Source organism: Buttiauxella agrestis ATCC 33320 (assembly GCF_000735355.1).
GTDB lineage: Bacteria > Pseudomonadota > Gammaproteobacteria > Enterobacterales > Enterobacteriaceae > Buttiauxella > Buttiauxella agrestis.
In genome coordinates this window covers 1-20,297 of record NZ_JMPI01000058.1, presented here as the reverse complement: position 1 = coordinate 20,297, position 20,297 = coordinate 1, and the positions used below count along the sequence as shown (strand labels likewise).

At 46.5% G+C, this 20,297-nt stretch carries 13 protein-coding genes; 3 read left to right on the top strand and 10 right to left on the bottom strand.

Annotation, left to right across the window (positions count from 1 at the left end; translation table 11 throughout):
• Positions 1 to 13: 13 nt before the first annotated feature.
• The gene (locus tag GBAG_RS16520) at positions 14 to 1,180 is read right to left on the bottom strand and encodes an aldo/keto reductase (protein ID WP_210434946.1); all 1,167 of its coding nucleotides are present in this window, start codon (positions 1,178 to 1,180) and stop codon (positions 14 to 16) included.
• Positions 1,181 to 1,429: 249 nt separating this feature from the next.
• Between GBAG_RS16520 and GBAG_RS16515 the strand changes: the two genes are divergently transcribed.
• Positions 1,430 to 2,479: an alpha/beta hydrolase gene (locus GBAG_RS16515; protein ID WP_034498191.1), complete on the top strand. Its 1,050-nt coding sequence runs from the start codon at positions 1,430 to 1,432 to the stop codon at positions 2,477 to 2,479.
• 122 nt (positions 2,480 to 2,601) lie between these two features.
• Here GBAG_RS16515 and GBAG_RS16510 read toward each other — a convergent pair whose 3' ends face one another.
• From GBAG_RS16510 to GBAG_RS16485, 6 genes are all read right to left on the bottom strand, one after another.
• Complete coding sequence (locus tag GBAG_RS16510) at positions 2,602 to 3,822, bottom strand: multidrug effflux MFS transporter (RefSeq protein ID WP_034498189.1); 1,221 nt, start codon at positions 3,820 to 3,822, stop codon at positions 2,602 to 2,604.
• Positions 3,823 to 4,043: 221 nt separating this feature from the next.
• On the bottom strand, positions 4,044 to 6,269 hold the full coding sequence (locus GBAG_RS16505; RefSeq protein WP_081908427.1) for a sensor domain-containing phosphodiesterase: 2,226 nt from the start codon (positions 6,267 to 6,269) through the stop codon (positions 4,044 to 4,046).
• Between the two features lie 104 nt (positions 6,270 to 6,373).
• Positions 6,374 to 7,672 (bottom strand): sensor domain-containing diguanylate cyclase, encoded by a 1,299-nt coding sequence (locus tag GBAG_RS16500; RefSeq protein WP_081908426.1) that lies wholly within the window; start codon positions 7,670 to 7,672, stop codon positions 6,374 to 6,376.
• Positions 7,673 to 7,843: 171 nt separating this feature from the next.
• Complete coding sequence (locus tag GBAG_RS16495) at positions 7,844 to 9,958, bottom strand: EAL domain-containing protein (protein WP_167333348.1); 2,115 nt, start codon at positions 9,956 to 9,958, stop codon at positions 7,844 to 7,846.
• Positions 9,959 to 10,507: 549 nt separating this feature from the next.
• Positions 10,508 to 11,026 carry a hypothetical protein gene (locus tag GBAG_RS16490; protein ID WP_034498183.1) on the bottom strand — a complete coding sequence of 173 codons (519 nt, stop codon included), beginning with the start codon at positions 11,024 to 11,026 and terminating at the stop codon, positions 10,508 to 10,510.
• Positions 11,023 to 11,832 (bottom strand): winged helix-turn-helix domain-containing protein, encoded by an 810-nt coding sequence (locus GBAG_RS16485; RefSeq protein ID WP_034498181.1) that lies wholly within the window; start codon positions 11,830 to 11,832, stop codon positions 11,023 to 11,025. Before GBAG_RS16485 ends, GBAG_RS16490 begins: the two co-directional genes overlap by 4 nt.
• Before the next feature lie 676 nt (positions 11,833 to 12,508).
• Here GBAG_RS16485 and GBAG_RS16475 point away from each other — a divergent pair.
• The gene (locus GBAG_RS16475) at positions 12,509 to 13,111 is read left to right on the top strand and encodes a helix-turn-helix domain-containing protein (protein ID WP_034498177.1); all 603 of its coding nucleotides are present in this window, start codon (positions 12,509 to 12,511) and stop codon (positions 13,109 to 13,111) included.
• Positions 13,112 to 13,157: 46 nt separating this feature from the next.
• Here GBAG_RS16475 and GBAG_RS16470 read toward each other — a convergent pair whose 3' ends face one another.
• From GBAG_RS16470 to GBAG_RS16460, 3 genes are all read right to left on the bottom strand, one after another.
• On the bottom strand, positions 13,158 to 14,531 hold the full coding sequence (locus GBAG_RS16470; protein WP_034498175.1) for an HlyD family type I secretion periplasmic adaptor subunit: 1,374 nt from the start codon (positions 14,529 to 14,531) through the stop codon (positions 13,158 to 13,160).
• Positions 14,518 to 16,689: a type I secretion system permease/ATPase gene (locus tag GBAG_RS16465; RefSeq protein WP_051873744.1), complete on the bottom strand. Its 2,172-nt coding sequence runs from the start codon at positions 16,687 to 16,689 to the stop codon at positions 14,518 to 14,520. The genes GBAG_RS16470 and GBAG_RS16465 overlap by 14 nt, the downstream gene beginning before the upstream one ends.
• Positions 16,690 to 16,839: 150 nt before the next feature.
• Entirely contained in the window at positions 16,840 to 18,183 is a 1,344-nt protein-coding gene (locus GBAG_RS16460; protein WP_034498171.1) for a TolC family outer membrane protein, read from the bottom strand.
• Between the two features lie 401 nt (positions 18,184 to 18,584).
• Between GBAG_RS16460 and GBAG_RS16455 the strand changes: the two genes are divergently transcribed.
• A partial coding sequence (locus GBAG_RS16455; protein WP_034498169.1) for a retention module-containing protein occupies positions 18,585 to 20,297 on the top strand: 1,713 nt, incomplete at its 3' end.

The window sequence follows — 20,297 nt, the reverse complement described above, 5'->3', positions numbered from 1 at the left end:
ACGGGACTTCCTCTTAACTTTTCAATGGTGCTTCAACATCGGAATAAACCTGCACGGCATCCGGCAGACGTTGACCCTGGATAGTGATGGCATCCAGTGAGCGGGTGAGCTCGGTCATCTCTGTGGCGGTCAGCGACACGCCGGTAGCTGTTGTGTTTTGCAGCATATGGTCTTTATTGGTGGTGCCAGGGATGGGAACAATCCAGGATTTACGGGCCAGGAGCCATGCCAGCGCAATCTGACCCGGCGCGGCATTTTTTCTTATCGCCCAGGATTTCAGTAGTTCAACCAGCTGTAAGTTGTGTGGCAAGTTTTCAGGCGAGAAACGCGTTTCTGTCGCGCGGAAATCACCGGCAGCGAACCGGGTATTCTCATCAATCCAGCCCGTTAAAAATTGCACGCCGAGTGGGCTCCATGGCACGAACCCAATGCCCAGCTCTTCACACACCGGAAATACCTGCTTTTCAGGGCCACGCCAGAGCATGGAGTATTCACTTTGTACGGCGGTAACGGGTAATGCTGCATGAGCGCGTCTCAACGTGTTGATGCCCATTTCAGACAGACCCCAGTGCAGGACTTTCCCTTGATCCATTAAATCTTTCACCACACCGGCGACATCTTCGATCGGGATCTGTGGATCAACCCGGTGTTGATACAGTAAGTCGATACGATCGGTACGCAGGCGTTTGAGCATATTGTCGACGACCTTCCTGATATGCTCAGGTCTGCTGTTAAGGCCCGGCAGACGCTTACCCGTCTGTTGGTCAATGTTCCAGCCAAACTTGGTGGCGATAACGATTTTGTCCCTGAACGGGGCGACGCCTTCCCCGAGAATTTTTTCGACTTCAAACGGGCCGTAGGCTTCAGCTGCGTCGAAGAACGTTACCCCTTCATCAAAGGCCCGGTGGATAACATTGAGCATCTCGGGACGCCAGGGAACAGAGGTGTCATATTTGCGACTCATGTTCTGCACGCCCAGACCGACGGAAGAAACTTCCAGCTTGCCGAGTTTACGCTTGCCCGGAGCAGCATTGCGTTGGCTGGTTTGTCTGGAGGAATCGACCTGAGAGGATGGGCTCGCTACCGATACGTGAGGGATCAGCGAGGCGGCGGCAATACCCGCCCCGGCGACTAATAGTTTGCGTCGCGCTGGCATTGTTGGGTCATTCTGGCTTTTCATTGATCGCTCCTTTTATCAGAAAATTGAACGTGAAACTCATTAAGCGAGACCATTCTGCCTCCTGATTGCCAACATAAAGCTGACAGTTACCTGACAGCGTTGTCAGAAACAATTACCCATCTCAGTCCCATTCCTGACGAAAATGTTATTTCCCCGTCACGATGCTGACAGCCCTCTCTGCCTACTCTAAGCCTGCAAATTTGATTCCGCGAGCCTGCATAACCAGGCAAACACTCATCGGGAGAGAGCATGAAATTTACGCTTATCAGTGCAATGCTAATCACGGCAATGGCCGGAGCCACCTCAGTCAATGCGGCTGATTACAAAAAAAATCCATTCACACTGGCCTATGACGGTGCCATCACCGAGAACGTCAAAGGCAAGGTCAACATTCATCCGGTGAAATACGATCTGCATGGCGTCCAGATTGCTGCGAATGTCTATACCCCTGCTAACTATGATCCCGCCAAAAAATACCCTGCCGTGGTGGTTGCACATCCTAATGGTGGCGTAAAAGAGCAGGTCGCCGGGTTGTATGCGCAGCGCCTTGCCGAGCATGGGTACATCACGATTACCGCCGATGCAGCTTATCAAGGCGCTAGCGGTGGTATGCCTCGCAGCGTAGATAAACCGGCTAACCGTATAGAGGATGTCCACGGCATGGCGGACTACATCAGCCAGTATCCGGGGGTTGATACTTCCCGCCTCGGTCTGCTGGGCATTTGCGGTGGCGGCGGTTATTCACTCGTTGCGGTCGAAACTGACAAGCGGTTCAAATCGATAGCAACCATCAGCATGTTTAATTCAGGCCTTGTGCGCCGCAACGGTATGCAGGATTCACAGCTGGATACTATCCAGCAGCGTCTTCAGCAGGCTTCTGACGCGCGTGCTCAGGAAGCCGCCGGAGGAGAAGTGCTTTACTCCGGCGATGCTAACCTGACTGATGAGCAGATTGCTAAATTACCTTTTGCCTTGTATCGCCAGGGTTACGAGTACTACTGGAAAACCCACGCGCACCCGAACTCTACGTTTAAATACACCACCAGCAGTCTGCTGGATTTGATGAGCTTTGACGTAACGGACCATATCAAGCTCATCAATAAACCGCTGCTGATGATTGCCGGTACAAAAGCGGATACGCTCTATATGACTGAAGATGCGTTCGCGAAAGCCACCGGTACGAAGGACAAAGAACTCTTCCTGATCGATGGCGCTACCCATATCGAGACGTATTGGGTGCCAAAATACGTTGACCAGGCACTGCAAAAGTTAGACGTCTTCTTCGATAAGAATATTTAATCCGCATCTGTCGATACCCCGGTGGGTATCGACTTATCCAGAATTTATCGTTCAGATTAACGGAGTCGGGATGAAAGATAATTACGCCTGGTTAATAGCCACTATGAATGAAATTCATAAAATCATTCGGGCAGGGGATAGTTGTTTTTTACCTGAACAGTCAATGCCATCAAGGCGCTGGCTGCCGTAAACACCGCAATTATCCAGCCCATCGTCCATGGCGTGCCGTCACTGAACAGAGCGAGAAGCAGTGAAGAGATGATGCCACTACCGTATTGTAATGCTCCCATTAGCGCCGACGCTGAGCCTGCAACATTAGGAACGGCATCAAGTGCGCAAGCCGTGGATGTCGCAGCGATGATGCCATTCATTGAGAAGAATACGAACACCGCGCCGACAATCACGGTAATTCCACCCACTCCCAAGCCGGTTGTGACCGCCAGCACTATTGCTGCAAGAGTGGCGATGAATACGGCATTCCTGAGCAACGCTTCCAGTGGATAGCGGTGAACCAGACGTCTGTTGACCATGCTCACTGCCATTAATCCCACAATGTTTACTGCAAACAGCCAACCGTAATGCTGCGGATCTACGCCGAAGTACGTGATGTACACAAACGGAGAGCCCGTGATAAAGGCGTAGGCTGCAACGTAATAGAAAGTCAGGCATAGCGTAAAACGCATGTATTTGGCGTTGGTTAGCAAAGCATAGTAGTTGTGAAAGGCTTTGCTTACGGAGGTTTGCGAGCGTTTTTCAGCAGGTAATGTCTCCGGCAACCAGAATAAAGACATCAGCATTAATGTTCCGATAATCGCCAGCAGCCAGAAAATGGCATGCCACGAGGTGACTTTAATCATCTGCCCGCCGATCAGGGGCCCGGCAATCGGAGCGATGGCCATGATTATCATCAGTGTCGAAAGCATTTGTGCTGCACGAGTGCGGCTAAACAGGTCACGGATCATTGCTCGAGCTAACATCGGCCCGGTACAGGCACCTAACGCCTGAAAAACACGCCAGAAGATAATTTGCACGATATCTGTTGATAATGCGCAGCCCACCGAGCCGATGATGAACAGGCCTAAACCGATGAACAGTGGCAGTCGACGCCCATAACGATCGCTAATCGGTCCCCAAATCAGTTGTGCAATGCAAAAGCCGATAAGGAACCCTGTGATCGTCAGCTCTGCATCACCCTGTAAATCTTTCGCCATGACGGGCATAGCCGGAAGATAAATGTCGGTTGATAAAGAGGTAACAGCCATCAGGGCGCTGAGAATGAGTAGAAACGAGAGACCGGTATTGTTAGCTGTAACCGACTGTGTACGTGTCTTTTGAATGAGCATGGTGATCCGTTGGACATGAATAGATAGGGGTATGCTAACGGGTTTGTGCTTATTGATAATCACAGAGGGGAGGATAGGGATTATGAATGGTATTCATCAATGCCTGGAATTGTAGTGGCAAGTGCAACGGCCGCCAACATGAAAAAGTAACGCCGGATAAGCGGTCATTGATTTTGGGGAGCTGAGGCTCCCCTGTATTGTTTTAAATTGTTAAATAAACCTCAATTTATTGTCTGAATGCTCTCAATCGGTGCGGGTTTACCAATCAAATAGCCCTGCACATAATCTACGCCCATGCGGAATAACGTATGGCGAATCTCTTCGGTTTCAACAAACTCCGCCACTAGGGTCATATTCTTCATGCGCGCCAGTTCGCAAATGGACTGCACAATCTTGTAATCCATCTCGCTGGAATTGATTTTGTGTATAAAACTGCCATCAATTTTGAGAATGTCGGCACGCATATTTTTCAGGCGAGCATAGCTGGCATAACCGGTGCCAAAATCATCAATGGCAATTTTGCAGCCCAGGCGCTGCATCGCATCCAGCGTTTTTTCTGCCTGCACATTGTTGGTCAGTTCATCTGTTTCCGTGACTTCCAGGACAATCTGCTCAGGAGCAATTCCATGCTGGATTAACAGTCTTTCAATCAGCGCTGCCATGTCTGCGCGACAGATAGAGGCAGGAGTCAGGTTTATGGCAAAGCGTTGGTTTGGCAGCGAGTCACGATTTTCATCCATAAACTTCATCGTGTTGTTTAACACCCACAGATCAATGCTGGAAGACATGCCAAATTCATGTGCCACCGGCAGGAAGGTATCCGGGAAGATAATCTCGTCATTGTTACCCCGCATCCGCAGCAGCACCTCATGGTATCGATCGCCATTTTTGCTCTCAATGGGTTGAGCCATCAATACGAATCGATCTAATTCGAGCGCGTGCTGAAGTTGATTCATCATATCAACTTTGGTTTTAACCTGGTTTTGCACCTGGCGGCTGCTGTGTTTTCTCATATCGACAGGCAGGTTGGTGGTCAGTGAAATTTCTGCCAGCGCGCGGAGTTCGCCAATCAACATATACAGATGGCCGACGGGGTAATTAATGATGCAGTAGCTACAGCCGATTTGCGGGTACAGTTTTACGCCGTCACGAATGAAACGGAATTTTTTGGCTTTGTTATAAAGCTCGGCAATTCGTTTTTCGGCATTCAATGGGGACATACGAACGATTAAGTCATGGCCTGAGCTAATATAAATTCGCTCATCTTCTTTTAGCACGGGTTTTAAAAACTGAGCCAATTGCTGTTTGTATTGAACCTGCATCAGCAGACCATAATGGCGGCCTAGCAACTCGAGATCCGGAGCATAGAGTTGGCACAAAATTGAGATAGTGTTCTGTTTTAAATCGGCATCGAGGGCAAGCAAATTTGGTAAGTGAACGACCGGGTCAATGCTCATTAACCTTTTGGTTTTTACGTTCAAAGCCCGCTGGCGAGTAATATTGATCGCCATTAACGTGATGGTTATTGAGAAAGCAGAGAAGCAAGAAGTCGCGATCGCTAGATGCAAATCGAAATCACCACCACTGGGGACGTAGCTCTGATAATATTTGCACAAAACAATAACGATCACCCACCATACGATAGAAACAGCGGCATGTCCCAGTCGCAACGTTGCCCATATCATTACGGGTAGCAATAATGTCAGCGTGTAGACTGAATTCATCAGCATTAGCGTATGATTTCTTTCATAAATCATGAGCGCTGTTAACAACGTTAGAGAACCGAGTAAACAAATAAGCTCAATAACGCGCAAGTCTTCTGCAAGCTGATGACGAACTTTTTTTCCATACTTAATTAAATAGAAAGGATTTCGGATAGAGCGAATAACCAGATAAACCATTGGCAACCCGATCATATTTCCGACCAGCATGGCGTGATAATTAATTAATGTACGTGTAGTGAAAGGGTTAACGTACATCATCTTGTCATACCCTCCAAATAACCCCAGGTAAAGCACCGCCTGGAAATAATTTAAGAAGAGAGTGGTGTTAATAAATACTAACCAAAATATACGCTGCCAGGTCAAGTTATAACGCCCGAAACTTGCCAGACCTTTCTTACCGGTGAAGTAGTAATACCCGGCGCAGCTAATGACGATCGAGGTGAAATAATGCAAAATCGACATCAGTGCAGGTTCAAACCCCCTGTCGGGATACACCCGGGAGAATATGCAAAGAGCGATTCCTGGAATGGCCTTTACACCATACATCATGGTAAGGACCGTCATCAGCGCCATATTGAAATAAATGAAAGGAATGTCAAACCCGTCAACAATACCGTAGGTACTCAGGCGCTGCGTGATGGGATAGAGTATGAACGGGAGAATTAATGGAAGTGCCCACCAATTATCTTTGTATTTGTTGTACAACGAAGAAATTTGCATCATCAATGTCTGCTTTTATACACAAATTCCAGATTCTGGAATGATTAACAAGCATCCATTGCTTAAGAGTGAGTAGTATTTATACTCGGTTATTTTAATTTCATACTTTATGTTGGTAATATCATCTCGGTATCGTCATAAATTATCACATTGTTTTTACTCTTGTTTTTTATGTAATACATTGCCGTGTCTGCCTTTTTCAACAATGTGGCAATATCGCGCCCGTGTTCGGGGTAAATGGAAATGCCAATACTGGCAGACAAAAAATCAATGGTGGTTGCAGAGAGAGTGTAAACACCGGAGACCGAGGCGAGTACTTTCTTAGCAAGTTCAATAACGGCTGCTTTCTCACGTTGGCAAACCACGATGATAAATTCATCACCGCCAATTCTGGCAACAAAACCCTCATCACTGACCACGATTCTGAGCGTTTGTGAAATGCTAACCAGCAACTCATCGCCAATGGCGTGCCCCCAGACATCATTCACACGTTTAAAGCCATCCAGGTCAAGAAACAAAATGTGCAGCGGTTCTACCTGACGCTCAAACAGAGTGTGCAAATGGTTTTGCAGATAAAAGCGATTAGGTAATTGAGTCAGCGCATCGTGTTGCGTCATTTTTTTCAGCTGCAAGTTTTTAGCAATTAACTCGCGCTTGAGAATCTCATTGCTTAAATGTTCTTTGAAATTAACAAACCAAATAAATATAGAAATGATAAATATCATGACAATAAGCACGATTAACATCATCGCAATGGTTTTTTCTATGTGAACTTCCTGATTGATGGCTGTTAAAGCTCTGAATGAAGGCGCCATATTTAAATCACTGGTGCCTAAAAAATGCATAATGGCGACGCCGAGGCAAAGAGTCACCGTTGCACTGAGTCGATAGAAATTGGCATAGCTATCATTTTTACCCGTCATTACCAACATCATGTGAGTTAAACGCAACATAATTAATGAGGTAATAAAAATAACGGCTAACGATAGAATGACATACGTGATGCTGGCATGTCTGTGGCCTGCATTGATGATTGCTGCCACTCCCAGATAATGCATTGATGCAATTGTTGAGGAAAATAACAGCGCTGGAAGAAGATAGCGTTTACCACGGAATTTTTTGAATAGAAAGCAACCAAATCCCAGTGTGCATCCAATAATGGCGATTAACAGTGAAGCCATTGTTTTATGAATGTTGTAATTGATAACCTGACTATGATGATGAGCCTGCATTATCATGTAATGCAAAACCCAAACGCCACATCCCATCGTTGGGCCACTGCATAAAGGCCAGCAATAATGATTTTTGCGCGCACCCGCTTTACATAGCCAAAAAGAGACATAAAAAGTGAGGCACGCAATAATTACTGCGAGTAGGACTAATGAAATATCATAATTAAATAACATCTTTAACTTAAAATTTACTCTTGGTAGGCATGTGTTTATTATAATCGAGCTGCGGTTGGATAATAACGATGTGCATATTATCTTCAAGAGATTTCTATTAATTTTAGGAAATAAAAGACAACCCGTTTACGAGTTGTCTTTTTTGCACTCCTTGAACAGGGTTGATGCGTATCAGTGTTGTTCCTGGTCCTGAGCTTCTTTCGATGCGTTATTTTTCTCTAACACCTTGCATATTTCATCAATTGGCAACGGGCGCCAGAACAAAAATCCTTGAGCGAGTTCAATTCCGGCAGACCGTACCAGCGCCATTTCATCTTCTGTTTCAACACCTTCAATAAGAATCTGTCGTAGTTCATCTTCTGTTTCGACACCTTCAATCACCACGTGACACTCGGTAATCTGGCACAATTTTGTGACTTGTCTGAGAAACTGCAGCCCGCCTTTTTTGCCTAATCCTATTACCAGGGAGCGGTCCAGCTTGATTTTGTCGAGTGGATAGCGAGTCAGGTAGTTGAGCGTTGAGTAACCGGCACCAAAATCATCAAGAGCAATTTTTATCCCGCGTAGTTTCAGTTGAGCGAGAACCTCAGCAACTTGTTCAGGTGCATTCACGGCCTGCGACTCGGTGATCTCAATTTCAAGCTCCCAGCCAGCAGGCAAAGGTTCGCTCAAAATGCGTGAAATAACATTAAACAGGCGTTTATCGACGAGGGTTTGCGGCGATACGTTGACCGATAGTGTCATCCCTGTGTTATGGCTCAAGTGCTGACGAAGATAGCTGACGGCCTGTTCCATTACCCAAAAATCGATATCTGGCATGGCATTTAAGCGGTCGTAATATTGTAAAAAGACAGGTGGAGATATTTTACCGTCGTTATCTTTATGTCGAATAAGCGCTTCCATGCCAATAATCCGCCGGTCTGAAAGCCGAACCTGAGGCTGGAAATAGAGAATAAAGTGCCCGCTAGATTGCAATTGATGCACATGATCCAGCGCCTCCATATACTCTTTTTCGTCCTTGAGTTTGCGATGGTTAGGCATTAACTCGAGATTTGTCGGCGGTAAGAATAAGTGCTGCTGTTGGTTATTTTTCTTGCTGATAGTCCAGCGTTGCAAGAACGGGGCATATATCAACATGCCTACGGCAATAATAATGAAGTTCAGAATGATGGCGGCAATGGAACCATTGGTTCCTATCCACGTGCTAATAATTGGCGGCACACTCCAGTTCACGGCAACTGAAATTGCCGGTACCAAATGCCATGCTGTCGCTGTATAAGCAATGATGTATGAAACCGCGGGCACCAGAATGAAGGGGATAATCAGCACTGGGTTCATCACAATAGGCAGGCCAAAAATCAGGGGCTCGTTAATATTAAAGATTGCCAATGGGACTGACGGGCCGATGATATGGCGGTGTGAACTATTCTTAGTAAAGATGATGCACAGCAGCATGCTCAGGGTGCTGCCCGTTCCGCCGATGGTGCACCAGATATTGTAAAACTCTGGGCTTAATATATTGAGATCGGCGTGCCCTGCATGCCATGCCGCGATGTTTGCCTGAGCTTCAGCCAGGAAGTTGGCATCAATGTCGTAGAATAAAAAATAACCGTGCAAGCCAAAAAACCAAGGAATACAGCGTAGTACGATATACAGAAGCCCTGTGGAGAAGGTTTGCGGATAGCTGTGTTGCAGCGCATTTTCTATGTAACCTGGCACCAGTGAAAACAGATGATGTGCCAAAAAACTCATCACAAAAGTGCAGAATGAAATGGTGAATATGGAAAAGAAGAACAGGACTGTGTTTTTGATATTTTTAGTCTGCGCACCTAATTGTTTATCGACCTGTCCTATAAATCTATCCAGACAGTAATTAACAATAATACCCGAGAAAAGTGCAATAGGAATGGAGATATCAAGGAAAAATAGCCGGTCGTTACTGATTGCGCGACTTATAAATAGCAGGCTACATATATTTACAGTCAGGAAGTGAGTGACCGATCTCCGATTACGAATTGCCCAGTGTAATGCCATAAAGGCATTCATCAGGATTGGCATGAAATCCATAAGCGTTTGTTGTAATTGATCGAGCCAGAGGGCAAAAGCATGCCACCCGACATAGCCCGATATAACAGAGCATACCAGGAGTAACGCGCGAATAATTGCAAAGGGAACAATAGCTAACGAACTGGCGACAATAGATTTAACAATGTTGTTGTTAAAAAATAATGCCTTGCTGGTGTTCAACTGATAAATGAAATTGTTCTGAAACCACACACGTACCATTGTGAAAACCACCATCAGGTTATTTTTTTTGGGGTAAATGATTGCTGGAAGATTATTTTCAGGTGCTGTTGAAAGACATCTCATCGAATGATTGGCTAAACACTTTAATGTTTCTTCATAATAAGAAAGATAACTATCTGGAAATCAGGTCAGCGAAAAAAATGAACGAATTTCAGAGTCGAATTCCTGGATGTCAGCGGAGTAAGCGCCATACTTAATGTATAAAATACAAACATAGATCGGTATTGACGATCAATAACTAATAATTAATAGGTGTAATTGATAGGTATTGGTGATCAATTTATTAAATACAGATCGGTGTTATCTATTACCTTGTTAATATTTATGGTGTTTTTGGTTATCATTATGTGTATTTTATTTTATATCATTAGTAGTGGTTATCTGGTCTGAACAGTATATTAAACAAGTGTTTTTTGGCACAAAGGGTGTTATGCGGCGCGAAGTGGAGTTCGAAGCATTTTTATCGGAAAGATGAAGCTTAAGTAAATTTTCCTTAAGCTTTAGCTCAATCAGGCTGTTAAGCGAATATTATTCGTCTTCAGGCAGCAGATATTTTTGGCAATACAAGTAAGGGATGCCCTCTCTGGTGATCAGGTCCGCGTCCTTGTTCAGTGTAAAAATATCAATATCGGTCACGCCGGAGTTCTTCAGGTAGAAGTCAGGAAGGAATTTTATGAGCAATTCTGAGGGTACGGTTTCCCGATTTGAAATGACAATTTGTCGGGAGACCCACACCGGGCTTAGGCCATAATCAGTGTGTGTAAAAAGGATAGTACGTTGAACAGTGTACTCTTGCGGGGCTGCATCAATAATACCGTTTATATGGGCAATGCCTTTCCCTTCGCCAGCTTTGAAATCGATGATTCCACGAAATGTTGCGTTATCTCTGACTATCTGTAAGTTTGCCCGGCAAACCAGACTGTGCTGATTCTCGTTTATCTGGGGATGATAAAGGTACAGCGCCAGGCTGGTAGCAATAGCCAGACACGCTAAAAAAATGATGCGCGTCTGAGTTCTGAAAGAGGCAATCGTTGCGAATATCTTCATTGGCTATCGTACCGTGGATAATAGACGGACTGGCAGGCATTATCGTGTGACAATTCCATGCGGGTAGCACAAAGGATGATAGAAATATTCTTCGTCTCAGGGTAAGCCGTTATATAAAGGTATTTATCATTATTACACATCTCGGGATGTCGCTTGATAAAGTCCTCATGCCGCGTGTGGTCACTGGCATCATCGTTTAAGAAATAATGGCATTGGCCAGCATATTTGTTTGAGACAACATAACCAGAGAAATATTGTTTGCCGATGACCCGTGGATAAATAAGTAGCGCGATTATTAGCATGGTTAACATAATAATCATGCCTTCGACCGGCGTTAACAAAGCACGTTTTGTTTTGCCGACTAAAATGGCGGTCGTTTCATCTTGAGTTGCTAAAGGGGTGCTCTGAGGAACAACCTCTGCCGTAGGTTCCGTAACTGTTTCAGGAATGAGAACACACTTTTTTTCTATGGTTATTTCTTGCTGAATGACCAATCCTTTACGTGGAATCGTGGTGATTATTTGTTTATCCACATTCATTTGTAGGAAAGACTTACGCAAAGAAAGGATACTTTGATAAAAAGCATTAAAGCTCACTTGCCTGTGACTTTCTCCCCACGCAAAGGCCAACAGTTCATTCTGCGTGACTATCTCGCCGTGATTTCTGAGCAACAACAGCAGGCATAAAGATGCCGTTGGTTTGAGTTTTATCTGTTCATGGCTATCAGCATGCACAAGGCTCTGCTTCTCAGGGTTAAATAATATTTTATTTTCAATGAGATAACATAAATTATCTGCTTCGGACATGTTGCCAGTACTCTCGTTAACTCAGGCAGTTTTTTGACACGCCATTATAAGCATAATGAAGCATGGAAGAACTCAGTGTTTTCGGGACTTTACCCTCTGCTTGCGAATGAAGCCTGCAAAGACAAATTGTATAACAAATTAATCACTCTTCTTAAACACATTAAATCCATAATTATCAATATCTTACATGTTTTCCCTGATTCTTTTTTAATTGCAAAGAGAAAGATCCCGGTGGAAAGATTAAAAAAATTACGTTTATGTCCATTAATAAATATACTCGCTGACGCAATGGCATGAGAGGTAGCGAACGGTCATTTTCAGCGTTCAGCTGCTCAGTGCTGCAAGTTTTTCCAGCTCTATTTAATACCTGACTATTTCTGTCGCCTTTACTCAACAGGTGATTTCGACTGTGGGTAATAATAGTGAGCTACGGGTTTATTCATTCTCAATATAATAATATTGTTGCGGTATTAACTTACCGCGATTGCACTCATTGTGTGTTTCTTTTCAAATTGCCACCCTACGATTTAGATAAGCCTGGCGTATAAGTACATGTTTGTCGTTATGTCCTATATTGATAGACGTTGCTGGTAGCACGTATCATCACTTAGGGCTGTCTCCTTTTGCCTTGCATCGGGAGATAATCTCAATCCCATAACACGAGTAAGAGAAGCTGATGTTCACTCCTAATTTTGATGAATCTGTAATGCTCATCGGAGACGAGATAAAAAAATCTGAAAACGCGTATTTCTCATTGAGAAAGAAACGTCAGCGCATCGAAATGAGAAAGGATGGCAACATATTTTACCTTGAAAAAGGTTCCGTCTCTGTTTACCGGGTTGAAAACGATTTAGTCACGGTGAGTTTCACGGCCCCCGCCATACTCGGCCTGGCACAGATGCGTAATGATGTCATGTCTCATTATCTGCGTTGTGATAGCGACTGTGAGATGTGGGTAATGAGTTCGGCTAATGCCAATGAAATGCTCACCAGAAAAAGTTTGTGGATGCATGCATTTGATATTTTAACCAATCATCTGCAACGTTATTTCCAGCGCGAAAATATGCGTTCGCACAAGACCATTCGCGAAATCGTGATTGAGCATGTGAAACATATATGGTCACTTGAGCCTGAGATCCGCGAAAAGACGTCAGTTTATACTTTCATTTTGAGCAGAAACCATATTTCTCGTAGTGCTATTCATAAGGTTCTACAGGAACTGGTTAATGAAGGTAAGTTGACACTCAATCGTGGGAAGTTGTCTTCGTTCAGTAGCTAATCTGGCCGACGAAAAAAGCCGCAACGTTATTCGTTGCGGCTTTTTTTTATCTTTCGCGTAAGGCTTCTGCTTTTGCCCGGATAATCGGTTTTAGCAGATAACTCAGAATGGATTTCTTACCCGTCAATATATCTACCGATGCGACCATTCCCGGAATAATAAGCATTGGATGCTCCTTTGTTCCCAGGTAGTTCTTGTCGGTACGCAGACGGGCAATATAGTAACTGTGGCCTTCTTTATCCGTCACGGTATCAGGGCTAATCTGCACCAGTTCACCGTCCAGTCCGCCGTAAGTGGTGTAATCGTAAGCGGTAAATTTCACCATCGCATGCTGGCCTGGATGCAAGAAAGCAATATCACGTGGTTGGATCTTCACTTCAATCAGCAGCTTATCGTCAAGTGGAACGATTTCGACTAAATCACTGCCCGGCTGAATCACGCCGCCAATGGTGTTGACCATTATTTGCTGAACGATACCGCGAACAGGTGAAACCACCATAGTGCGATTAACGCGGTCTTCCAGGGCTTTGCCCGTGGCTTCGGCTTTGCTCAGGTTAGTGCGTGCTTCGTTGAGCTGGGAAAGTGCATCGCTCTGGAAGCGGTTGCGGCTTTCACCAATCTTATTCTCAATCTCTTTGGTTTCGGACGCAGATTTAGGAATGGAAAGCGCGACAGAGTCCAGCAAACCTTTGGTTTCCACTTCGGTGCGGCGTAAACGCAAAATCTCGACTTTAGAAATCGCACCTGACGCCAACAGTGGCTCAGACATTTTGATCTCTTGCTGTAACAAGCTGAGGCTGTTTTTGTATTGCGACTGCTTAGACTGGAAATCGCGCAGCTCTTGTCTCTTCTGCACCAACTGTTCCTGAAGCCCTTCGATTTCATTCTGGAACTGTCGACGGCGGCTGTTGAAAAGGTCGAGTTCGCCACGAGCGACATCAGGCGCTTTTTTCATTATCTCATCCGAAATAATGAAATCTTTGTCTTCCGCTTCAGCACTCAGGCGGTCAATTTTAGCCTGCAGGCCAAGTTTGTCTGCTTCCGTTTCACCGACGTTCGATGCAAAACGCGTGTCGTCCAGATGCAGCAGAGGGGTTCCGGCTTCAACAATTTGCCCTTCGTGAACAAACAGTTCAGTGACAATCCCGCCTTCCAGGTTCTGAATTTTTTGCAGGCGGGAGGAGGGAATTGCCTTGCCTTCGCCACGCGTTACCTCGTCAAGCTGGGCAAATCCGGCCCAGATGAACGCCAACACCACCAACGCCAAAATAGTCCATAGCGTCAGACGGATAACACGCGGTGAATCATCAATAAGTGCATGACTGACCTCGTTAATATTTTCCGCCTGGTTCTCATCGCGACCACTAAAATAGTGGCGGGCTTGCTGACGGAAATCTTTAAATAACTCAGCGAGACGCATTGATTTGACCCTTCTTCAGCGCATCCATCACGATAGCTTTCGGGCCATCAGCAATAATGCGTCCTTTATCAACAATAATCAGGCGATCAACCAACGACAGCATCGACGCTTTATGTGTCACCAGTAGCAAGGTTTTATCAGCAACAAACGGCACCAGGCCCTGTTTGATTCTGTCTTCGCTGGTGTTGTCCATAGCGCTGGTTGGTTCATCAAGCAGCAGAACAGGAGGTTCGAGCAGAAGCGCGCGAGCCAGCGCTACGGCCTGGCGTTGCCCGCCAGACAACTGCATTCCACGCTCGCCCACTTGCAGGTTATAACCGTCCGGGTGAATACGTGCGAACTCGTTAACCCCCGCCAGTTCCGCCGCACGCAGCATGGTTTCATCGTCAACATAACGCGCGCCAGAAATCAGGTTATCGCGCAGCGTGCCGTTAAATAGCTGAATATCCTGCGGAACGTAACCAATGCTATGGCGTAAATCATTCACATCCAGCTGGCGTGCATCGACGTCGTCGATCAAAATGTTACCGCCGGTTGGCTGGTACAAATTGATAATTAGCTTGCTGATGGAGCTTTTACCGGAGCCGCTACGGCCAATAATCCCGACGCGCTCGCCAGGCTTAATCGTCAGATTAATTTTTTGCAGCGAAGGGTTTTTCTGCTCGGGATAGCTGAAATCAACGTCTTTAAACTCAATGCTGCCCCGGAAGTTTTCACGCTTGAGCGGATGTTCGTGCTCGCGACGTTCCTGCGGCATCGACATCATTTTTTCGGTACTGTTGATGGTCAGACGGGCTTGCTGATAACGCGCAATCAACCCGGTCAATTGCCCCATCGGCATCAGTGCACGGCTATTGAGCATGTAGCAGGCAATCAGGCCACCCATGCTTAGCTTGCCGCCGATAATCATATACACGCCGACAATAATCATGATGACGCCAGACATTTGCTGGAACCATCCGGTCAGGTTGCTGGCAAAACTGGACAGCGTTTTCACGCGCAATTCCAGGCGACTCAGGCTACCCAGCGTTTGTTCCCACTGATACTGGCGCTCGCTCTGGGCGTTATTAACTTTGATGGCATCCAGGCCGCTGAGGGTTTCAATCAGCAATGCCTGGCGCTCGCTTGCCAGACTCATGGTTTTGGCCACTGCCGCATTCACTGGCTTTTGTAATGCCCAGCTAATCAGCAATGCGATAGGGAAGGTGAGCAGTGGGATCCACGCCAGAGTGCCGCCGATAATCCCGATAACCAGCAACAGCACCAGCGTAAACGGCAGGTCGATAAGCGTGGTCAGCGTCAGCGAAGACAGGAAGTCGCGCAGCGACTGAAACTCATGAATATTCTGTGCAAAGCTGCCGACGCGTGCCGGGCGCGCTTTCATTTCCATGCCGGTGATACGCTCAAAAAGCGTGGCGGAAATAATCAGGTCACTCTTTTTCCCGGCGATATCGAGACAGACACCGCGCAGCATTTTTAATATCAAATCAAAAATGAACGCCATGCAAATCCCAACCGCCAGAACCCACAACGTCACCGTGGCGTGGTTAGGAACCACACGGTCATACACGTTCATGGTAAACAGCGGCGTTCCGAGCGCAATCAGGTTAATCAGCAAACTTGCCAGCACCGCATCCATATACAGATAGCGCGACAGCTTGAGCGTATCTTTAAACCAGGACTTGGTACGTGGCAGGAATGATTCCGACTGCAAATCAAACTCATGGCGCGGATGGGCGAAAATGACCTGGCCTGCATAGATTGACTCAAGCTCGGTTGCGTCAATGGTGATTTCACCGCCTTCACTTTCGCTTGGCATAATGCGTGCTTTGCCGTCGGCATTCCAGCCCAGTAATACGGCAGCGCCGCCATCACGAAGTAGAACTACCGCAGGCAGAGACATTGCCGGAATTTTATCGAGCGTGCGTTTGATGACCCGCGCTTTCAAACCGGCGCGAGCTGCCGCGCGCGGTAATATCGCTAACGTCAGACGATCGTTTTCCAGCGGCAAACCACTACTTAATGTTGAGCGGCTCGCAGATTTACCATGCAAAGAGCACAGCACCAACAGACAGTCGAGCAAAGGATCATCGTGGCGGCTACGTGGGTCATGATAATGCGACTCCTCAACAGGAGGCGTTTCTGACAGGGTATTCATCTGTTCAACTTGTGAATTCATTTAGGCGTTATGTCTGGTGAACGAAATAATTTCTGCCGGATGGCGCTGCGCTTATCCGACCTACGAAATAACTGTTTTGTGTTTGTAGGGTGGATAAGCGTAGCGTCATCCACCATTTACACCGAGAGATTAATTAAGTTCTGGCAGCGTATTATTACTTGCCGAATCTATTGGCTGGCCTGCGGCTGTTGGGTTAATTTTCAGCGATTTTAATAATTCACCTGTCCGGGCAAAAATACGGTAGCCGCTGGATATTTCCAGGTAACGTAATTCCACTAAACGACGTTTGGATGAAAAAACTTCATTTTCACTGTCTAATAAATCTAACAGCGTACGTTCACCCAAACTAAATTGATCCTGATAAGCGGTACGGACTTTTACACTACGGTCGGCATAATCAGCGGCTGCGGGTAATTGGTCACGGGCACTTTTTAATGCCGACCATGCCAGGCCAATTTCCTGATTCATCTGGCGTAGTGTGTTATTACGAACATCCTGCGCTTGTTTTTGCAAATAGGCACGAGACTGCATTGCGGCTTTATCGCTGCCACCCTGATAGAGGTTGTAATGCATTTTCACCATCGCTTGCCACTCTTCAGAATGTGCACGCGTGGTGTCAGTGTCATTACTGACGCTACGGGCAAGCTCGACGTCAACGCGTGGGTAAAACGTTGATTTAGATGCTTCATATTGCTGACGAGCCGCTTCAATATCGGCATTTGCAGATTTCAGAAGCGGACTGTTGGATTCCATAATCCGTTTCGCATCTTCAAGCGATTTTGGCAACAAAGCATCAATGTTTTCCGGCAGACTGAGGTTTTCTGGCGCTTCACCGGTGACACTCAAGAACGTCGTATTTGCATCTTCGAGGTTGGTTTGCTCGGTCAGTAAATTGTTGCGAGCCTGCGCAAGACGGGCCTCTGCCTGCATTAAATCACCAGAACGGCCAACACCCTGATCGGTACGCAAACGAATCTGGTCATAGATGCGTTCATGGTTTGCCAAATCGTCTTCTGCCAGACGGACATATTCCTGGCGTTGCAATACGTCGAGATAGGACTGAACCACTTCGAATGCGGTTGTTTCGCTAACATTCAAGACGTTAAAAGCACGAGAGTCCACCGTGGCTTTCTGGCGATCTACTTCGCTTGACGTCGCAAACCCGTCGAAGACATTCTGATTAAGGTTAATCGTGGCATCGTTCGGGGAAAGGTTCATCCCTTTGTTACTGCCGCCTGCGCGTGTAGTAGCATCATTAATATTCTTCTGGCCTGCTTCGGCATCCAGATTTAATGTTGGCAGATAGCCGCCGCGAGCTGCGCGTAAGTCTTGTTCAGCAGAATAACGACTATTAACAGAGGCATTAACTTCAGGATGATTTGATAAGGCTTGTTTGACAGTATTTTGTAAACTTTCTGCGTTAACAGATTGTATTGATAAACAACCAATTATAAAAAAGAAAAACTTCTGCATTGTCTGAATGCCTTATTACGCATAGTAATGATATCCCTACATCACGCTTTATATCCATTATCTCTTAACACGAAACATCATATTAATTAACAAGTGCTGAAGTGTTTGCCTGTCCACAATAAATGCGGCTTTCATTCGAAATGAAATTTAATGTTTTGTAATGTGATGTTTCACTTTGCGTCATTTTTGATTATATTTAACGCTCAGTCAAGCCTCCAGTAATAGAGTTCTAATAACTGTGTTTTTTTCTACATTTTAAATTATCTCCGAATTAGAGATGTCCATTAATGGATATTTTTCTATATTCCGTGAATGTATTGCGAATGAAAGAATAATGTTATTGGTTAATTAACTTATTGCGGCATTTATAAAAATAAAGATGATATTCAAGAGAGGGTACTGTGAGTAATTTACTCGGTGTGATCAAGGCGGTAATAGGCCAGGTTTATGTAGTAGAAGCAGATGGCTCGCAGCGTCTCTTGAAAGAAGGTGACCGAATCTACAGTGGCGAGGAAATTGTCACTGGTGCCAGCGGTGCGGTAAGTGTGGCTTTGCCAGACGGTAAAACACTCGATCTCGGGCGTAATAGCCACTGGACTGAACACGGCTTAAACGCGGTGAATAATGTGGAGCATGACACGCAAGATGTCGCATCCATACAGCAGGCCATCGCCGACGGTACTGACCCGACGCAAGCCTTAGAAGCGACCGCAGCGGGCAATGAACCCCCTGTGCAGATTGAAGGCGGTGGCGGTGGACACACCCTTGTGCAGCTGGATTTAACCGGGCAAATCATCGACCCAACGGCCGGTTTCAACACGCAAGGTATCGGCGCACCGACCTGGGCAATAAACCTCCCCGAGAATGGTTTAAACGACGGCGGCTCCCCGCCTGTACTTCCCCCGCTGGTTAACATTGAAGATTTTGCCGGTAACGATGGCTTCATTAACAAAGAAGAAATAAATCACGCCAACGTCAGCGGCACCAGTAACCAAAATCACGTCACGCTGGTCTTCACAGATAGCCAAAAAAACACAATCAGCGTCGATGTTCCTGTTTCTAACGGACACTGGACAATCCAGCCTGATTTAAGCGGTCTTGTAGACGGTGAAATTACCGTGGTTGCCACCGCCACTGATGTTTCCGGGCGCACTGCGCAAAGCACCGCCGAATCGGAAATTGACACCCACGGCCCGCAAGACCAGATAACCATTGATAGCGTCACGCCAGACAACGTGATTAACATCGCCGAATCTCACCAGCCGCAGACATTAGTCCATGGCAATGTGTCAGGCGATGCTAAACCTGGCGACGCGGTGACACTCACCGTTCATGGTCAGAACTATAGCGGCGAGGTCATTGTGTTAGCCGATGGCAATCTGGGCTATCAGATTAATGTCTCAACCCAGGGCTTACTCACTGACCCCAATATTCATGCCACCGTCACCTCTACCGATGCGGCGGGCAACACGACTCAGGCCTATGCGGATCATCACGTTGATATTGACCTGGATATTCATAACTCGGTCACTATCGGAACCGTTGCGGGAGATGATGTAGTCAATGCCATCGAATCTCGTATGCCGACGTTCATAAGCGGCGCGGTCGGTGGTGATGCACAGGCAGGCGATCCGGTGACCGTGACGGTGCATGGGCAGAATTTCCATGGATTTGTGGTCAATGACAACGGCACGCTGCGTTATGAGGTGCCGGTTCCAACCAGCATTCTGACTGAAGGGACTAACGACGTTCAGGTTCAGGTTGTTAGCCACGATGCGGCGGGTAACGAAGCGATTGCCGTTGAGCACCACAACGTCACGCTTGATACCCAGGCGCATAACGTCCTGACGATTGAAACTGTGGCCGGTGACGATACCGTGAACCACAATGAATCCCGGATGCCGACCCTGATCTCCGGCGTAGTGAGCGGTGACGCGCAGGCGGGCGATAAAGTCGTCGTCAGTGTTAACGGCCATGAATATCGCGGCGAAGTGGTCACCGATGAAAACGGCCAGCTGCGCTATGAAGTGCCGGTGCCGACGAATGCCCTGAACGAAGGCAACAACGATGTGCAGGTGATGGTCACCGGCGTCGATGCCGCCGGCAACACCGCG

Bases quoted from the DNA above. Each gene is read 5' to 3' on its own strand.
- GBAG_RS16520 (WP_210434946.1), bottom strand. From the start codon at position 1,180: ATGAAAAGCCAGAATGACCCAACAATGCCAGCGCGACGCAAACTATTA.
- GBAG_RS16515 (WP_034498191.1), top strand. From the start codon at position 1,430: ATGAAATTTACGCTTATCAGTGCAATGCTAATCACGGCAATGGCCGGA.
- GBAG_RS16510 (WP_034498189.1), bottom strand. From the start codon at position 3,822: ATGCTCATTCAAAAGACACGTACACAGTCGGTTACAGCTAACAATACC.
- GBAG_RS16505 (WP_081908427.1), bottom strand. From the start codon at position 6,269: ATGATGCAAATTTCTTCGTTGTACAACAAATACAAAGATAATTGGTGG.
- GBAG_RS16500 (WP_081908426.1), bottom strand. From the start codon at position 7,672: ATGTTATTTAATTATGATATTTCATTAGTCCTACTCGCAGTAATTATT.
- GBAG_RS16495 (WP_167333348.1), bottom strand. From the start codon at position 9,958: ATGGTACGTGTGTGGTTTCAGAACAATTTCATTTATCAGTTGAACACC.
- GBAG_RS16490 (WP_034498183.1), bottom strand. From the start codon at position 11,026: ATGAAGATATTCGCAACGATTGCCTCTTTCAGAACTCAGACGCGCATC.
- GBAG_RS16485 (WP_034498181.1), bottom strand. From the start codon at position 11,832: ATGTCCGAAGCAGATAATTTATGTTATCTCATTGAAAATAAAATATTA.
- GBAG_RS16475 (WP_034498177.1), top strand. From the start codon at position 12,509: ATGTTCACTCCTAATTTTGATGAATCTGTAATGCTCATCGGAGACGAG.
- GBAG_RS16470 (WP_034498175.1), bottom strand. From the start codon at position 14,531: ATGCGTCTCGCTGAGTTATTTAAAGATTTCCGTCAGCAAGCCCGCCAC.
- GBAG_RS16465 (WP_051873744.1), bottom strand. From the start codon at position 16,689: ATGAATACCCTGTCAGAAACGCCTCCTGTTGAGGAGTCGCATTATCAT.
- GBAG_RS16460 (WP_034498171.1), bottom strand. From the start codon at position 18,183: ATGCAGAAGTTTTTCTTTTTTATAATTGGTTGTTTATCAATACAATCT.